The 15,135-nt window shown below is 67.1% G+C and carries 11 protein-coding genes; 5 read left to right on the forward strand and 6 right to left on the reverse strand.

What is annotated here, in order from left to right:
* The first annotated feature begins 3 nt into the window (after positions 1 to 3).
* Positions 4 to 402 carry a cobalamin biosynthesis protein gene (locus FNA46_RS16615; RefSeq protein WP_143126318.1) on the forward strand — a complete coding sequence of 133 codons (399 nt, stop codon included), beginning with the start codon at positions 4 to 6 and terminating at the stop codon, positions 400 to 402.
* Positions 399 to 1,172, forward strand: a complete 774-nt coding sequence (gene cobM, locus FNA46_RS16620) for a precorrin-4 C(11)-methyltransferase (RefSeq protein ID WP_143126319.1) — start codon at positions 399 to 401, stop codon at positions 1,170 to 1,172. The genes FNA46_RS16615 and cobM overlap by 4 nt, the downstream gene beginning before the upstream one ends.
* Here cobM and FNA46_RS16625 read toward each other — a convergent pair.
* Positions 1,127 to 2,272: a cobalt-precorrin-5B (C(1))-methyltransferase gene (locus tag FNA46_RS16625; protein ID WP_143126320.1), complete on the reverse strand. Its 1,146-nt coding sequence runs from the start codon at positions 2,270 to 2,272 to the stop codon at positions 1,127 to 1,129. The two genes, cobM and FNA46_RS16625, sit on opposite strands and share 46 nt — an antisense overlap.
* 53 nt (positions 2,273 to 2,325) lie before the next feature.
* On the opposite strand from FNA46_RS16625, the gene cobA reads away from it, so the two are divergent.
* Both cobA and FNA46_RS16635 read left to right on the forward strand, forming a co-directional pair.
* On the forward strand, positions 2,326 to 3,117 hold the full coding sequence (gene cobA / locus FNA46_RS16630; RefSeq protein ID WP_143126321.1) for a uroporphyrinogen-III C-methyltransferase: 792 nt from the start codon (positions 2,326 to 2,328) through the stop codon (positions 3,115 to 3,117).
* On the forward strand, positions 3,114 to 4,430 hold the full coding sequence (locus FNA46_RS16635; RefSeq protein ID WP_143126322.1) for a cobyrinic acid a,c-diamide synthase CobB: 1,317 nt from the start codon (positions 3,114 to 3,116) through the stop codon (positions 4,428 to 4,430). The genes cobA and FNA46_RS16635 overlap by 4 nt, the downstream gene beginning before the upstream one ends.
* On the opposite strand, the gene pbpC is transcribed toward FNA46_RS16635, so the two are convergent.
* Positions 4,431 to 6,515, reverse strand: coding sequence for a penicillin-binding protein 1C (gene pbpC, locus FNA46_RS16640; protein WP_143126323.1), 2,085 nt, complete (start codon positions 6,513 to 6,515; stop codon positions 4,431 to 4,433). It lies immediately after the preceding gene.
* A 6-nt stretch (positions 6,516 to 6,521) separates the two neighbouring features.
* Positions 6,522 to 11,978, reverse strand: coding sequence for an alpha-2-macroglobulin family protein (locus tag FNA46_RS16645; RefSeq protein ID WP_143126324.1), 5,457 nt, complete (start codon positions 11,976 to 11,978; stop codon positions 6,522 to 6,524).
* 154 nt (positions 11,979 to 12,132) lie between these two features.
* On the opposite strand from FNA46_RS16645, the gene FNA46_RS16650 reads away from it, so the two are divergent.
* Positions 12,133 to 12,534, forward strand: coding sequence for a winged helix-turn-helix domain-containing protein (locus tag FNA46_RS16650; RefSeq protein ID WP_143126325.1), 402 nt, complete (start codon positions 12,133 to 12,135; stop codon positions 12,532 to 12,534).
* A gap of 18 nt (positions 12,535 to 12,552) precedes the next feature.
* Here FNA46_RS16650 and FNA46_RS16655 read toward each other — a convergent pair whose 3' ends face one another.
* From FNA46_RS16655 to modB, 3 genes are all read right to left on the reverse strand, one after another.
* Positions 12,553 to 13,035 (reverse strand): DUF1003 domain-containing protein, encoded by a 483-nt coding sequence (locus tag FNA46_RS16655; protein WP_143126326.1) that lies wholly within the window; start codon positions 13,033 to 13,035, stop codon positions 12,553 to 12,555.
* 289 nt (positions 13,036 to 13,324) lie between these two features.
* Positions 13,325 to 14,404 carry a molybdenum ABC transporter ATP-binding protein gene (gene modC / locus FNA46_RS16660; RefSeq protein ID WP_143126327.1) on the reverse strand — a complete coding sequence of 360 codons (1,080 nt, stop codon included), beginning with the start codon at positions 14,402 to 14,404 and terminating at the stop codon, positions 13,325 to 13,327.
* A complete protein-coding gene (gene modB / locus FNA46_RS16665) occupies positions 14,401 to 15,102 on the reverse strand; it encodes a molybdate ABC transporter permease subunit (protein ID WP_246103138.1) in 702 nt (233 codons plus the stop codon). Before modB ends, modC begins: the two co-directional genes overlap by 4 nt.
* Positions 15,103 to 15,135: the final 33 nt, after the last annotated feature.

Consider the following 15,135-nt stretch of genomic DNA (forward strand, 5'->3'; position numbering starts at 1 on the left):
ACCATGATGATTGCCGGAATCGGATGCCGCCGCGGCACCAGTGCAGAGACGGTGATGGCCGTGCTGGACGAGGCACTTGCAGCCTTCGGCCGCGCAGGCGAACGCCCCGCGCGCCTTGCCACCGGAACGCTGAAGGCCAACGAGGCGGGCCTGCTGGAAGCTGCCGAACGGCTGGGCGTGCAGCTTTCCGTGCTCTCCGAGGCGGAGATGGACGCGGTGTCTGACCGCACGCTGACGATCTCGCCGCACAGCGTCGGCCATGCCGGGATTTCCAGCTTCTGCGAGGCGGCAGCGCTGGCCGCCGGCGGCCCATCCGCGCGCCTCGTCGGGCCGCGCCATGTGTCGCAGGGTGTCACCTGCGCCATCGCCATTGTCGGGGAAACCATCGAGGACGCCGCATGACGGTTCATTTCATCGGCGCCGGCCCGGGCGCGGCCGATCTCATCACCGTGCGCGGCCGCGATCTCATCGCCCGCTCGCCGGTCTGCCTCTATGCCGGTTCCATCGTGCCGCGCGAACTGCTGGATTACTGCCCGCCCGGCGCCCGGATCGTCGATACGGCATCGCTGTCGCTGGACGAGATCGAAGCGGAATATCTGCGTGCCCACACGGCGGGCGAGGACATTGCCCGCCTGCATTCCGGCGATCTCTCGGTGTGGAGCGCGGTGGCCGAGCAGATGCGCCGGCTCGACCGGCTGGGCATCGACTACACATTGACGCCCGGCGTTCCCTCCTTTGCTGCGGCGGCAGCGGCCCTGAAGCGCGAACTCACCATTCCCGAAGTCGCGCAAAGCCTGATCCTTACCCGCGTCTCCGGCCGCGCCTCGAAAATGCCGGAGCGGGAAACGCTCGCCAATTTCGCGGCGACCGGCGCGACGCTGGCCATCCACCTCGCCATCCACGCGCTGGAGACGATCGTTGCGGAACTGACCCCGCATTACGGCGCCGATTGCCCGGTCGCCATCGTCGTGAAGGCCAGCTGGCCGGACGAGACGATCCTGCGCGGCACGCTCACCGACATAGTCGCACAGGTTGCGGCCCAGCCGATCGAACGCACGGCGCTGATCTTCGTCGGCCCCGGCCTCAAGGCGGAGGATTTTCGCGAAAGCGCGCTCTACAGCGCCGATTACGTGCGCCGCTTCCGCTCGCCCAGGGGCAAGGACGAGGCATGATCGGAGGGGGTGAAGGGCGCTTCGCCGACGAGCTTTCCGGCCCGGTCGAAGATCAGGATCTCGAGCGCGATCGCCTCGCTGCCAAGGGCGGCGGCCGCCGTCTGCCAGGCGCGCGCAGCCATGCGGTTGCCGAGATCAAGCCCCTCGCTTTCGGCAAGCGCGAAGGCCTGAGCCACCGTGTTGGCGGTGCGGATGGCGGATGTAAGTGGAGCACTGGCACCCGCCTCCTCCGCAACGGCCGCCAGCGCGTCGAGATCGGCAAGCCCGCGCTTGGAATGCACGTCGAGCATGCCCTGGGCGAGCTTGGTCATCTTGGCAACGCCACCGGCGACCGTGACCTTCGCCACCGGATGCTTGCGCAGATATTTCAGCATGCCGCCGACGAAATCGCCCATGTCGAGCAGCGCCGTCTCCGGCAGAGCGTGATGCGCCTGAACGGCCTTTTCCGTGGTCATGCCGGTGGAACCGGCCACATGCGTCAGTCCCTCTGCCCGCGCCACATCGATGCCGCGCCAGATGGAATGGATCCAGGCCGAGCAGGAAAACGGAATGACGATGCCGGTGGTGCCGAGCACCGACAGGCCGCCGACAATGCCAAGGCGCGGATTGAGGGTCTTTTCGGCAAGCGCCGCGCCGCCCGGAATGGAAATTTCGACGTCGATATCGGCGGCCTCGCCGGCCACCTCGCGGATCGCAGCGGCGATCATCTGGCGCGGCACCGGGTTGATGGCCGGCTCACCGGGCGGAATGGGGAGACCCGGACGCGTGACCATGCCGACGCCCTTGCCGGCAAAGAAGCGGATGCCGGCGCCGGCCGGACCGGCCCTCAGGGTGCTGACGACCAGCGCGCCATGCGTGACATCCGGGTCGTCGCCCGCATCCTTGATGATACCGGCGCGGGCAAAGCCCTCGCCGCGCTCTTCCAGCGCGAGCGAAAAGCCGGGGCGCTGGCCGCCGGGCAGCGTCACCTCCACCAGATCCGGAAAGCCATGACCCGTCAGCGCCAGACAGGCAGCCTTGGCGGCGGCCGCGGCACAGGTGCCCGTGGTCCAGCCGCGCCGCAGGGTCTTGCCGGTCTCGTCTTTGCGTTCCGCATCCATGAGCGTTTCTATAGCGGTGGCGTGGTCGCACGTCACCGACAAAAGGTTTTCGTATGACGAACCCCGCCCTTCAGCGTCTTGCCGCCCGCCTGCCCGCCTTCGAGCCGGGCCATGTGTGGCTTGCGGGCGCCGGTCCCGGCGATGCCCGCTATCTCACGCTCGATGTGCTGGATGCGCTCGGCAAGGCCGATGTCGTCGTGCATGATGCGCTGGTTTCCGAGGAGGTGCTTGGCTTCGCACCGCAGGCGGAGGTTCTCTATGCCGGCAAGCGCGGCGGCAAGCCCTCCACGGCGCAGGAGGACATCACCCTGTCGCTGATCCGGCTGGCGCGCGCAGGCCGGCGCGTGCTGCGGCTGAAGGGCGGCGATCCCTTCATCTTCGGCCGCGGTGGCGAAGAGGCCGAGGCGCTGGCATCGGCTAAGATTCCGTTTCGGATCCTGCCGGGCATGACGGCCTCGCTGGCGGCGCTCGCATCGGTGCGCATTCCCGCCACCATGCGCGGCATCAGCCGGGCCATCACGCTCGCCACCGGCCACGCGGCCGGCGAGGAAGGCGACCTCGACTGGACGGCGCTCGCCCGAACCGGTGAACCGATCGTCGTCTACATGGGGCTGAAGAACCTCGCTACCATCAGCCGTCTGCTGATCGAGGGCGGGCGAACGCCCGACACGCCGGCGGCCATCATCATGGCCGCGACGACATCGGAGGAACGGCTGCTGACGGCAACGCTTGCCACCCTCGCCGCAGAGGCGGAACAGCAAGGTTTTGCCGCCCCGGCGCTGATCGTGATCGGCGACATCGTCACCATGCGACCCCGCCTGAATGGCCTGGAGACAGCGTCATGACGCGGGCCCTCATCATCGGCGCGCCCCGTTCCGGCGCCGGCAAGACCAGCGTCACCATCGGTCTGTTGCGGGCGCTGTCGCGCCGCGGCCTTCGTGTGCGGGGCATCAAGTCCGGGCCGGACTATATCGATCCCGGCTTCCACCAGGCCGCCACCGGCCGGCAGGGCCTCAACCTCGACAGCTGGGCGATGGAGCCGGATCTGGTGCAGCACCTCCTGGCGGAAGCGGCCGAGGACACCGACCTGCTGCTGATCGAAAGCGCCATGGGCCTGTTCGACGGCATTGCCGGTGGCGAGGGCCGCACCGGTTCGGCCGCCGATCTTGCCCGTCTCCTCCACATTCCGGTGCTGCTGGTGCTCGACGTGTCCGGCCAGAGCCAGACAGCGGCTGCCGTTGCCGTCGGCTTCCGGCATTACGACGCAGCGGTGCGGATCGCCGGGATCGTGCTGAACCGGGCCGGCAGCGACCGACACGTCCGCCTCTCGAAAACGGCGATCGAACAGGCCGGGCTTTCCGTCGTCGGCGCGGTGATGCGCAACGAGACGCTGTCGATGCCCGAACGGCATCTCGGCCTCGTGCAGGCAAGCGAGCACCCGGCCATCCAGAGCCATATCGACCGGCTGGCGGATGTGATGGAAGAGGCGCTTGATCTCGATGCGATCCTCTCGCTCGCGGTTCCGATCGCACCCGCCGCGGGCGCGACCATCGCCCATCTGCCGCCGCCCGGACAGCGGATCGCCATCGCCTCCGATGCCGCCTTCACCTTTCTTTATCCGCATCTCGGCCGCCACTGGCGGGCTGCCGGTGCCGAACTCGTCCCGTTCTCGCCGCTTGCCGACGAAGCGCCCTCGGCGGACTGCGATGCCTGCTGGCTGCCCGGCGGCTATCCGGAGCTGCATGCCGGTACACTGGCGGGGGCGCAGAATTTCAAGGCCGGGCTTCAGCGCTTTGCCGAAACGCGGCCGGTGCATGGCGAATGCGGCGGCTACATGGTGCTCGGCGAGGGTCTTGAGGATGCAGACGGCGTTTCCCACGCGATGACAGGGCTTCTCTCGCATTCCACGAGCTTTGCCAGACGCAAGATGAACCTCGGCTACCGGCAGGCCCGGCTGCTGGCGGACGCGCCGTTGGGGAATGCGGGCGCGCTTATTCGCGGCCACGAGTTTCATTATGCCCGCGTGACCGATCCCGGCCGCGACGCGGCCTTTGCCGAGATCGCCGATGGCACCGGCACGCCGATCGGTCTGTCGGGCGGACGACGCGGCCGGGTGACAGGCACCTTCTTCCACGCCATTGCGCGCGTCACCTGCTGATCATTCGATGAAGACGCGCACGGTTGCGGCACGCCCCACGGCGTCGATCACCGTCAGCGTCGAATAGCCGGCGCCATCCGGCTGCCATTCCGAAATGCGCTTGCGGGAGAGATCCGAAAGCGGCTTGCCATTGGCGAGCCAGCGGAACGGTGCACGCCCGCCCTGCAGCTTCAGCACCAGCGGCGCAATCTCCTGGCCGGCACGGGCGCCGAGATCGACGCGCGCACCTTCCGGCGGATAGACGATCTGCGGGGCAGCCTCGCGGGTGGAGGAGCGGACGAGGCCGCTTGCCGTTACCGCATACCGCCGCTGACCGATCGGCAGATCGGACAGCGCGAGCCGCTGCGCGCCGGACGGCGGCGGCGGATGCGGGCTGATCGCCACACCCGACCGGGCAAAGGCCTCGAACAGCAGCGGGGCCGCCGTGCCATAGCCGGTGATACCGGGTACGGCACCATTGTCCGGCCGTCCAACCCAGACGCCCAGCACATAGCGCCCGTCATAGCCCACCGACCAGGCGTCGCGGTAGCCGTAGCTGGTGCCGGTCTTGTAGGCGAGGCCGAGCTTGCGCGCGCCCTGCGGCGGCAGTACGTCGGAGAGGACATCGGTCACGTTCCAGACCGCGACCGGGTCGAGCAGCGGTTCGGCCGCCAGCCGCCGCGGCTGGTCGCGGATCCCGTCGCCGAGCAGAACCGGAAACCCCTGGTTCGCGAGCCCTGCATAGAGCTGCACCAGATCCTTCAGCGTCAGCCCCACGCCGCCAAGGCCGATGGCAAGGCCCGGCGCCTCGCCGGCCGGCAGCATCGGCCGCACCTCGGCCCGGCGGAAGCGCACCATCAGCTTGGCCGGCCCGACGCCTTCCAGCAGCCGCACCGCCGGTACGTTCAACGACAGCTGCAAGGCCTCGCGCACGCTGACATCGCCCTGGTAGCGCATGTCGAAATTGCGCGGGCGGTAGCCGGAAAAATCCGCCGGACGATCCTCGATAATGGTTTCCTGCGCCACCAGTCCGTCCTCGAAGGCGAGCCCGTAGATGAAGGGTTTCAGCGTCGAGCCGGGCGAACGCGGCACCCGGGTCATGTCGATCCAGCCGGAGCGGGCGACATCGAAATAATCGGCGGCGCCGACCTCGGCCACGATCGCGCCCGTCGTCGCATCGGCCATCACCATGGCAAGCGATGTCTTCGGCGGCAGGCCGGAAACCGCGGCGGCCGCCACCGCTTCCAGTCCCTGCTGGATCGGCTTCAGCAGCGTCGTGACATGGCGGCGCTCGTCGGGTTTCAGCCTGACGGCCGCTTCTGCCAGATGGGCAGCGAGCGCCGGTAACTGTCTCCGCTCGCGTGGCACGCCGGCAAGGGCGGCGCGCTCCGCCTCCCCCTCGCCCACCGCCGTCGCCACCGTCTCGCGCCCCAGCACCCGCTGGCGTGCCGCCCGTGCCACCTCCGGAAAACGATCCGGCCGGCGCGCCTCCGGCGATTGCGGCAGGGCGACGAGAAGGGCCGCCTCCGCCACGGAAAGCCGCTTCGGCTCCTTGCCGAAATAGGCAAGGCTTGCCGCCCTCACCCCTTCCAGATTACCTCCATAGGGCGCGAGCGTCAGATAGAGATCGAGGATCTCCCCCTTGCCGAGCCGCCGCTCGATCTGCACCGCGCGCGCCATCTGCTTCAGCTTTGCCAGCAGCGAGCGGCTGTCGCGGGGTTCGATCAGCCGCGCCACCTGCATGGAGAGCGTGGAGGCGCCCGAGACGATCCGGCCACTGGTCAGCAATTGGCCAGCGGCGCGCAGGACGGCGTAAGGATCGACACCGCCATGCGCATAGAAACGCCGGTCCTCATAGGCGACCAGCATGCGCAGGAACTGCGGATCGACATCGGCGGCCGTGGTCTTCAGCCGCCAGAGGCCATCGCGAGTGGCAAAGGCGCGCAACAGGCGCCCCTCCGCATCGAACACCTCCGGGGAGATCTCGGAGGCGGCCTCAAGCGGCGGTGGAAAGGCACGGTCGGCAGCATCGAGCGCAACAAGGCCGGCCGTCGCCAGAAGCACGAGCCCGGCCGCACCCGCCGCTGCCAGACGCCACCGTCGCATCACGCCTTACTTCGCCTCCGTCACCTGCATGCGGCCAGTCGCGGTGCGGGCCGAAAGCTGCGGGCGATACATGTCTTCCACGGTCGCAGCCGGATGATCGTAGGTACCGGGGGTCACGGCCCGAACGACATAGGCGAGCGCGATTTCCCGATCATCGCCGGCGCTGCGGTCGAAGGCCGCGACGAAACGATCGTTGCGGAACTCGGTATGCGCCGCCTGTACCTCACCCAGCCAGTCGAAATTCGAGAGATCCGCGCTGTTGACGAGGTTCGGGTTGTCGATCTCGAACCCGGCCGGCAGCAGATCCTGGATCAGGATGCGGGACGGCCAGTCATTGCCCTCCTTGACGGTGAGAACCACGACATAGCGCTGGTTCTGCTGCACATCGCTGACGCTGACCTCCTCGCCCTCCATCGTGTAATAGGCACGGGCGATGGAAAAACCCTCGCCGCCGGCCGGCAGGGGCTGGGCGGGCGCGGCAACCGTGGTGACGACCGCCGAGACCGGATCGGCCGAACGATTGGTCAGCGTTACCGGCGCCTTGACCAGATCGTCGCCGGCCATGCGTTCGGCATAACGGCCGGTCTGAGACGCACCGTTGACATCCACCTTCAGCGCTTCGTCACCCTGCTGCAGGGAGCGGGCGGCGAGCAGCATCCACGCCTGTTCCTGCGTGCTGGTATAGGCCTTGGCGCGCCACTGGCCGGCGACCAGCGCGGAAAGCTGCGGCACGATGGCCGACATCGGCCGGCTTTCGGCCGCCAGCGCCAGCACCGCCGCGCCATCGCGCAGCAGCGAGCCGTAATCGGAGCGCGACAGGCTGACAGGTTTCGCCACCGATTGCTGCGTCATCTGCAGCGCAGCATTGAAGGCGGTCTTCGAGCGCTGGGCATCGCCATAAAGAGCAAGAGCCGCCCCGAGATGCGCGCGCGACAGCGGGGTCGGAAAATCCGACAGCATCGTATCGGCATAATAGCGCAGGTCGCTGATCGAGGCCTTGCGATTGCGGGCGAGCACATAGAGCGCATAGGCGATCTCGCTGCCCTGGTCCTTGACGTTGACATCATAGGCCAGCGAATTCTGGAGATTGCTCAGCGCCTGCACCAGCGCCTGTTCCGGCACGTCATAGCCCTGCTCGCGCGCCCGCGTCAGGAAATCGGTGACATAGGCATCGAGCCACTTGTCGCCATAGCCGGGGCTCCACAGGCCGAAACTGCCCGAGGAGGACTGGTAGGAGAGCACGCGGCGGATTGCTTCCCCGATCCGCTTCTTTACCGCGGCATCGTCCGCCAGGCCGTTCTGGCGGGACAGCTCGGAGAGATAGAGCAGCGGCAGCGCCCGGCTGGTCGTCTGTTCGGCACAGCCATAGGGGTAGCGGTCGAGCGACATCAGGAGCCCCGGCACGTCGAACTCCGCCGCCCGGGTGACGCTGAGCGCGACCGATGCGCCAGACAGCACGGAATCCGCCAGCAGATTGCCGTCGACCGTCAGGCTCTGGCCCGGCGCCAGCGGGATCACCCGTCGCTGCGTGACCGGCAGCACGGCCGGCCGCACCGGCAGGTTCAGCACCTGCTCCATCGGGGACACGCCATTGCCGGAAAGCGTCAGTGTCACCGTCGCATCACCGGTCCGCACCGCCTTCAGGGGCAGGTTCAGGGTCTGCTTGCCGCCGGCCTCCAGACGGACGGTGCGGGTCGCACGCGCGGTATCGGTTTCGACAAGCCCGTTGGTCGTCACCGCCAGCTGATAATCGCCAGCGGGCGCATCGGTATTGGCGATATCGAGACGCAGGCGTGCCTGATCGCCAGGCGCCAGGAAGCGCGGCAGGCTGGCGGTCAGCACGACCGGATCGCGGATCACCACATCGCGCGTGGCATGGCCGACGCCGCTGCGGCTCCAGGCCACCGCCATCACGCGCGCCGTGCCGTTGAACTGGGGAATATCGAAGGAAACCTTCGCCTTTCCGTCCGTATCGAGCCGGACGATGCCGGAGAAGAAGGCGACGAGCTTTTCCTTGGGCGGGCTTGCCTGCAGCGCAATGCTGCCGCCATCGCCGCCAGTGCGCAGACGCCCGGTGGCGCCGAGCGAGCCATCGATCAGCCTGCCATAGATGTCGCGAATTTCGAGCCCCAGGCGACGCTGGCCGAAATACCAGTCATCCGGTGCCGGCGGCTCGTAGCGGGTAAGGTTGAGAATACCGACATCGACGGCCGCAACAGTGACATAGGCCTCCTCGCCGACACCCGCACCCTTCACGTCAACCGACACATTGAGCGGCTGGCGCGGCAAGGTCTGGTCGGGCGCGGACAGCGTCACAGCCAGATCGCGCGTCTGCGGATCGACCTTCAGCCAGGTAATGCCGATCGCCCGCATCGGCATGCGGCTTTCCTGGTCATTGCCGGGACGATAGAGCGTTGCCGTGACATAGGCGCCCGCTCCGAAGGCCTCGGTCACGGGGATATCGACCTCACCGCCGGTCTCGCCGATCGACACATTCTGCACGGATATCAGGTTTTCCGCGCCGCTCGTCACCATCAGCTTCCCAGCATAACGGGAGGAAATCTTCAGCTTCGCCGTCTCGCCGACCTTGTAGCTCGGCCGGTCCAGCGCGACCTCCAGCGCATCCGGGGTTTCGGTGGAGCTTGCGGTGACGAACCAGCCGGCATCGAACTCGGCGCTGCTGGCCGGGCCATCGGCCGCCGCCGTTTCCACCTCCAGGCGGTAGCGTCCCCACTCGACCGGCACCGAGACGCGACCGCCATTGGCGGCCTCGACCGACACCTTGCCATCGGCCACCCGCCGCGTGCGGCTGACCGCCTCGTAACGCCAGGCGCTGCCCTCGCGATACCACTGGTAATCGCGCTCGATGCGCACCAGCGACCAGTGAAGGTCGCGGGCGGCCTTGCGTGCGCCATCCGCCCCCACCAGAATCACGTTGAAATTGGCGACGGCCCCTTCGGCGAGGTCGCCCGAAAATTCCGGCTTAATGCCGATGCGGTCGCCATCGGCGCGCACCGGCAGAGTCAGCTTGCGCTCCACCGCCCGGCCGCCACCTTCCTTGAGGCGCACGACGATCTCGGCATCCGTCAGCTGCGTGGTCGCGGCCAGTTCCGTCAGGCCTGCATCGAAGCTTGTCTTTCCGGCTTCATCGAGCGAGGAGAGATCATCAAGCGGCAGCCGCTCCGCCTCGGTCGCCTCCTCATCCGCCAGACCGAACAGATAGCCGGGATAGGTCTCCCGCACCCGGGTGTGCTTCAGGACGATCTCGCCTTCCAGGCCAAGGCCGGCCGCCGGCGCACCATAGAGATAACGGCCATCGACGGTGACCGGCACCTCTTCGCCAAGCACGATCTCGCGCGCCTCGGTCTTCAGGTCGAATTCGACACGATCCGGCACGAAGTCATCGACCAGGAAGCGCTTTTCGGCAATCGGCGAGCCCTTGGGGTCGGTGAAGGCCTGCAGGGTCCAGGTGCCGCGCATGGATGTCGCAAGCAGCGGCAGGTCCACGGCATAGCCGCCGAGCGTGCCATTGCCCGTCATGCGCCGGTCCTCGACGCCGTCAGGTCTCAGGAAAACGAGCGTGAGCGGCAGGTTTTCGATCGCCGCCGCCTGCGTGTCGCGCGCCAGGAGCGCCGCATGCACGGTTTCACCGGGGCGGTAGATGCCGCGTTCGGTCCAGGCATAGACATCGATCGCGCCGGGAGCCGGGCGACCCGTGACCCCGCGATCGGACAGGTCGAAGCCCGCCCGGGTCATGTCGAGGAAGACGAAATCATCCGCCCCGCGCGAGGCCATCAGCACGGCCGGCACCATGGCGGCGGTGCCGCGGATCAGGCCGGCGCTGAAGACGGCGCGGCCGTCCGCATCAGTCGTCGCCGTGCCCAGCACCTCGTTGTTCTTGGCCAGCAGCTGCAATTGAACGCCGGCGGCGGGCTCCGCGGTCGCCAGAGACCGGACAAAGACATTCAGCCCGTCGGTACCGGCAAAGGTGGAAAGGCCAAGATCGGAAACGACGAACCACTGGGTCGCCTGGTTCGACCACTCATCCACCGTGCCGGTGCCGGCGGCTGCCGTCAGCACATAGACGCCCGGCTTGCGCTTCGGCAGGGCCTCGTCGACCGGAAAGCTCGTCACCACGTCCTTGTTGACGTCCTGGGCGATGTCGATCGTGCCCTGCCAGACGAGTTCGCCGTTTTCCTCGCGGATACGATCGGCGCCGTAGCCGCTCATCTGGGTCAGGAACTGCGAATTGGCGAGCAGCGGCGCGATGTTGCGATCGCCGATCCGGTAGAGCTTCAGCATGGCGCTGGTGGTGTTGACCGAGACCAGCGGAATGCCGCGCCGCGCGGTGGACGGCAGCACAAAACTGTCGCCGGTAAACCGCACAGAGGGGGCGCGGTCCTTCACGTAGATGTCGAGATCAACCGTCGCCGGCAGGCTTTCGGCATTGGCGGAGGGCAGACCGCGCCGCAGCGACAGCTTGTAGCGCTGTCCGTGCAACAGGCCTTCCACGCAGATCTGCTGGTCCTTCGCCTCGACCGCCTTCGGCGCCACGCCGTTCAGCGTCACGAAACTCGCATAATCCGTTCCGAACTTCTGCAGGGGTTCGGACACCTGCACGCAGGCGCGCGGGCTTGCCGCATCCGCATCCACGGAATGATCAACGACGCGGAAACCCCAGCGCTCCTTCAGGTCGTTGTAGCGAGCCTGCACGCTGCGCGAGGCGACGAGATCGAGACTTTCCTTCAGGGCCTCGATGGCAAGGCGGTGATTCTCCTGGGCCTCGAACGCCTCGCCAAGCCGCGCCAGCGCCTCCGCGCGCACCGGCGCGGTGCGGGAAAAGGCATAGGCATTGATGGCGGCGGGCAGCGCCGTTCCGGCCAGTTCGGCATTGTCGCGCACGGTGCCGGCGGTGCGGGCCATCTCGATCCAGAGGGTCGCATCCTCGGGCTGGATGGAGAGCGCGCCGGTCAGCGCCGCAATCGCGCCCGGCACGTCACCGTTGACGAGATCGAGCTGGGCCAGCGCCTTCAGGCTTTCCAGCCCCTGGCCCGCCAGTTCCGCTGGCATTTCGAGCCGGTTATAGAGTTCATCCGCCTGGTTCTTCGCCTGCGCCGACAGGAAGGAGAGGCGCGGCGGCGCGCCAAGATCCGGCTCGGCGGAGGCCGTGACGATGCGCCCTGCCACGGCACCGGCAAAGCTGTTCTGCTGGCTATAATCGGATTTCAGGAAACACCACTTCGCCTTCACGTTATAGGTGAAGGCGCGGCAGGACTTGTCCTCCACGCAGGCCTTCTCGCATTGGTCGAGAGCCAGATTCTTCACGGTGCGAAGGTCGAAGCCGGGATAATCGGCATCCGCGGTCTTTTCGATGCGGCGTTCCGCCTGCTGGGCCATCAGGCTTTCGGCAGGGGTGAGGGCGGCAAGAAAAAGGGAAAGTCCAAGCCATACGCGTCTCGACATGATGTCCCCCGGAAGCTGGCAATCGGATGGCGGCAACTTGTTGGGTAAGAACCTGCTTGTCAATGCATCCGTGATACTTCGACGGATTCCGATGGATTCACCCGGCGGCTCTTGATATGGGCAGAAAAGCACCAGACAACCCGGAGGGCGCATCATGCCGCACACCGATCGCCCAGCCATCCGGCTCGTTCTGCGACTGGATTTTCCGCCAGCGGACAGGCTTGGGCGGGGCAAGATCGAACTGCTGGAGCACATCCGCGACACCGGCTCCATTTCCGCGGCAGGCCGGGCGATGGACATGTCCTATCGCCGCGCCTGGCTGCTGGTGGACGCCTTGAACGGCATGTTCGATGAACCGGCAGTGGAACGACAACGGGGCGGCAGGCAGGGCGGCGGCGCGCAGTTGACCGCCTTCGGCGAGGTACTCATCCAGCGGTTCCGGGCCATGGAGGCGAAGGCCCTGGAGGCGATGGGCGAGGACCTGGCCTGGCTGGAAGACCAGCGACCCAGAACGCCGGCAGCAGGAGCCCGGGCCCCATCGGAAATGCCGGAATAATCCGGCACCCGTCCCTTCTCAGTTGAGCGCTTCGGCGCTTTCGCTGCGCAGGTCACTGCCGGAGAGCTGCAGCCGCAGCAGCATGGCAATGTCGCTGGTCAGTGCATCCACCTTGGCATGCAGGTTGGCAATTTCCGCTTCAGAGCGCAGGTTCGTTTCATAGTCCAGCCGTGCTGCCAGCCGATCCTTTGCAGCCTGCCGGTTCTGGCTCATCATGATGATCGGAGCCTGCAGGGCAGCCAGCATCGACAGCATCAGGTTCAGGAAGATAAACGGAAAGGGGTCGAAGGCATTGGCGGCCAGCACCACCGTGTTCAGGATCGCCCAGGCGACCAGGAAGACGGTGAAACCGATGATGAAGCTCCAGGAGCCACCGACCACAGCAATGCGGTCAGCCAGCCGGTCGCCGAAGGTCAGGCGTTCGGCGAAGATTTCGTTCGGATCCCTGCGGGCCGTGGTGCGGCGCAGTTGATCGGCAAAAAAGCGGATGGTTGCGTTCATGGCTCACCTCCTGCGAACGACCGGCCGTCTGCGGCCCGTCGCGAGGGAGCCGAAGAGAAGATCAGCTCAGCGCGGCGGCCGCAAACGGCACGGTCAATCGACTATGGTCGTTGGATGGCATGATCCCCTCGGGGGTCGGTTTCGGGAAAGTGCGCACGGAACGTCGCGCCTTCCTGAGGTAGACCCGCTCGCTGCGCACGTCAAATGGAAAATCGCCGCACGGCGGACAGCCAGAGATATCGCAAAATCACATTTCCGCGATCGCGATCACAGGGCTCGGCAGGCCTTTTCAACCGCGATCAAGCGCCACCGTCTTGACGATCGCATGGACGCGCATGCCCTCAACAAGCGCCAGCCGGTGCATGGAAAATTCCGTGATGCGGGCGTGGATGATGTCGAGGCCGCAACGGATCGCCACATCCACCGTGCCGGCGCCGCGCGGCTCGAGCGCCGCCACCCGTCCCTCCAGAATGTTCAGCGCGCTGATGCCCTCCGGCCGCACGGTTGCCACCAGCACATCGCGCGCCGGAATGTGAAGCCGCACGCTCTGGCCTTCCACCAGCCCCGCCTGCGGAATCATCAGCCGGGACGACGAGAGTGAAATCACCGCAAGGCCGGCGTCACGATCGAGGTCGGAGACGGTTCCGGTCAGCACGCTGCCCGCCTCGCGCCCGCTCGCCTCGGCAAGACCGCCCAGCATCTCGCTCGGGCTGCCGATCCCGTCCACCTTGCCATCGGCCATCACCACGACGCGATCGGCAAGCCGGGCCACCTCCGCCACGGCATGGCTGACATAGAGAATGGGCAGGTCCAGTTCATCGCGCAGCCGCTCCAGATAGGGCAGGATTTCTGCCTTGCGGGCCTCGTCAAGCGCCGAGAGCGGCTCGTCCATCAACAGCATGCGCGGGCTGGAGAGCAGGGCCCGGCCGATCGACACGCGCTGCTTTTCCCCGCCCGACAGCGTGGCAGGCCGGCGGTCGAGCAGATGGCCGATCCCCAGCATCTCGACAATCCGGGCAGCGTCGGCGCGCGACGTGGCGCGGCCGGAAAACCAGCGACCGTAGGCCAGGTTCTGGCGGACGGTCAGATGCGGAAAAAGCCGTGGCTCCTGAAACACATAGCCGAAGCGGCGGCGATGGGCGGGAACATCGATCCGGCGACCGGGACCGCGCAGCGTATCGACCAGTATGTCGCCATCAAGCGTGACACGCCCCTCGTCCGGTCGCACGAGGCCGCCGACGATGCGCAGCACCGATGTCTTGCCGGATCCGGAACGGCCGAACAGCGCCGTCACGCCGCGCTCCGATGCGAAGGAGACATCAAGCAAAAATTCGCCCTGGCGGTGACGGATGGCAACCGAAAGCGTCATGCCGCGACCCTTTTCGCCACCAGACGGGCGAGCAGTTCCGAGGCCAGCAGGGCCGTCATGGATAGCGCTACCGCAATCAGCGTCAGCCGCAGAGCGCCCGCATCGCCGCCCGGCACCTGGGTGAACGTGTAGATCGCGGCAGAAAGGGTCTGCGTCTCGCCCGGAATATTGGAGACGAAGGTGATGGTCGCGCCAAACTCACCCATCGCCTTGGCAAAGGCGAGGATCAGGCCGGCAATCACGCCCGGTAGCATCAGCGGCAGGGTGACGGTGAGGAAGACGAAGACGGGCGAGGCACCGAGCGTACCGGCTGCCTCCTCCAGTTTCACATCCACCGCTTCGATGGAGAGCCGGATCGAGCGCACCATCAGCGGAAAACCCATGACGGCGGCGGCAAGCGCCGCACCCGTCCAGCGGAAGGAGAGAACAAGACCGAACGCCTGATCGAGAAACGCGCCGACCGGGCCGCGCCGACCGAACAGGATCAGCAGGATATAGCCGGTCACGACCGGCGGCAGGATCAGCGGCAGGTGCACGAGACCGTTGAGCAGCGACTTGCCCCAGAAGCGCCCGCGCGCCAGAAGATAGCCGACGAGGATGCCGACAGGCAGGCTCAGCAGCGTGGCGACAATCGACACCCGCAGGCTAAGCGCAATCGCCGTCCATTCCTCCGCACTCAGGGACCAGAAACTCGACACGAGACACACCATGCAGACGGGCGCGGCGCGGAC

The sequence above is a fragment of the Affinirhizobium straminoryzae genome (assembly GCF_007004135.1).
In the GTDB taxonomy this organism is placed as follows: domain Bacteria; phylum Pseudomonadota; class Alphaproteobacteria; order Rhizobiales; family Rhizobiaceae; genus Neorhizobium; species Neorhizobium straminoryzae.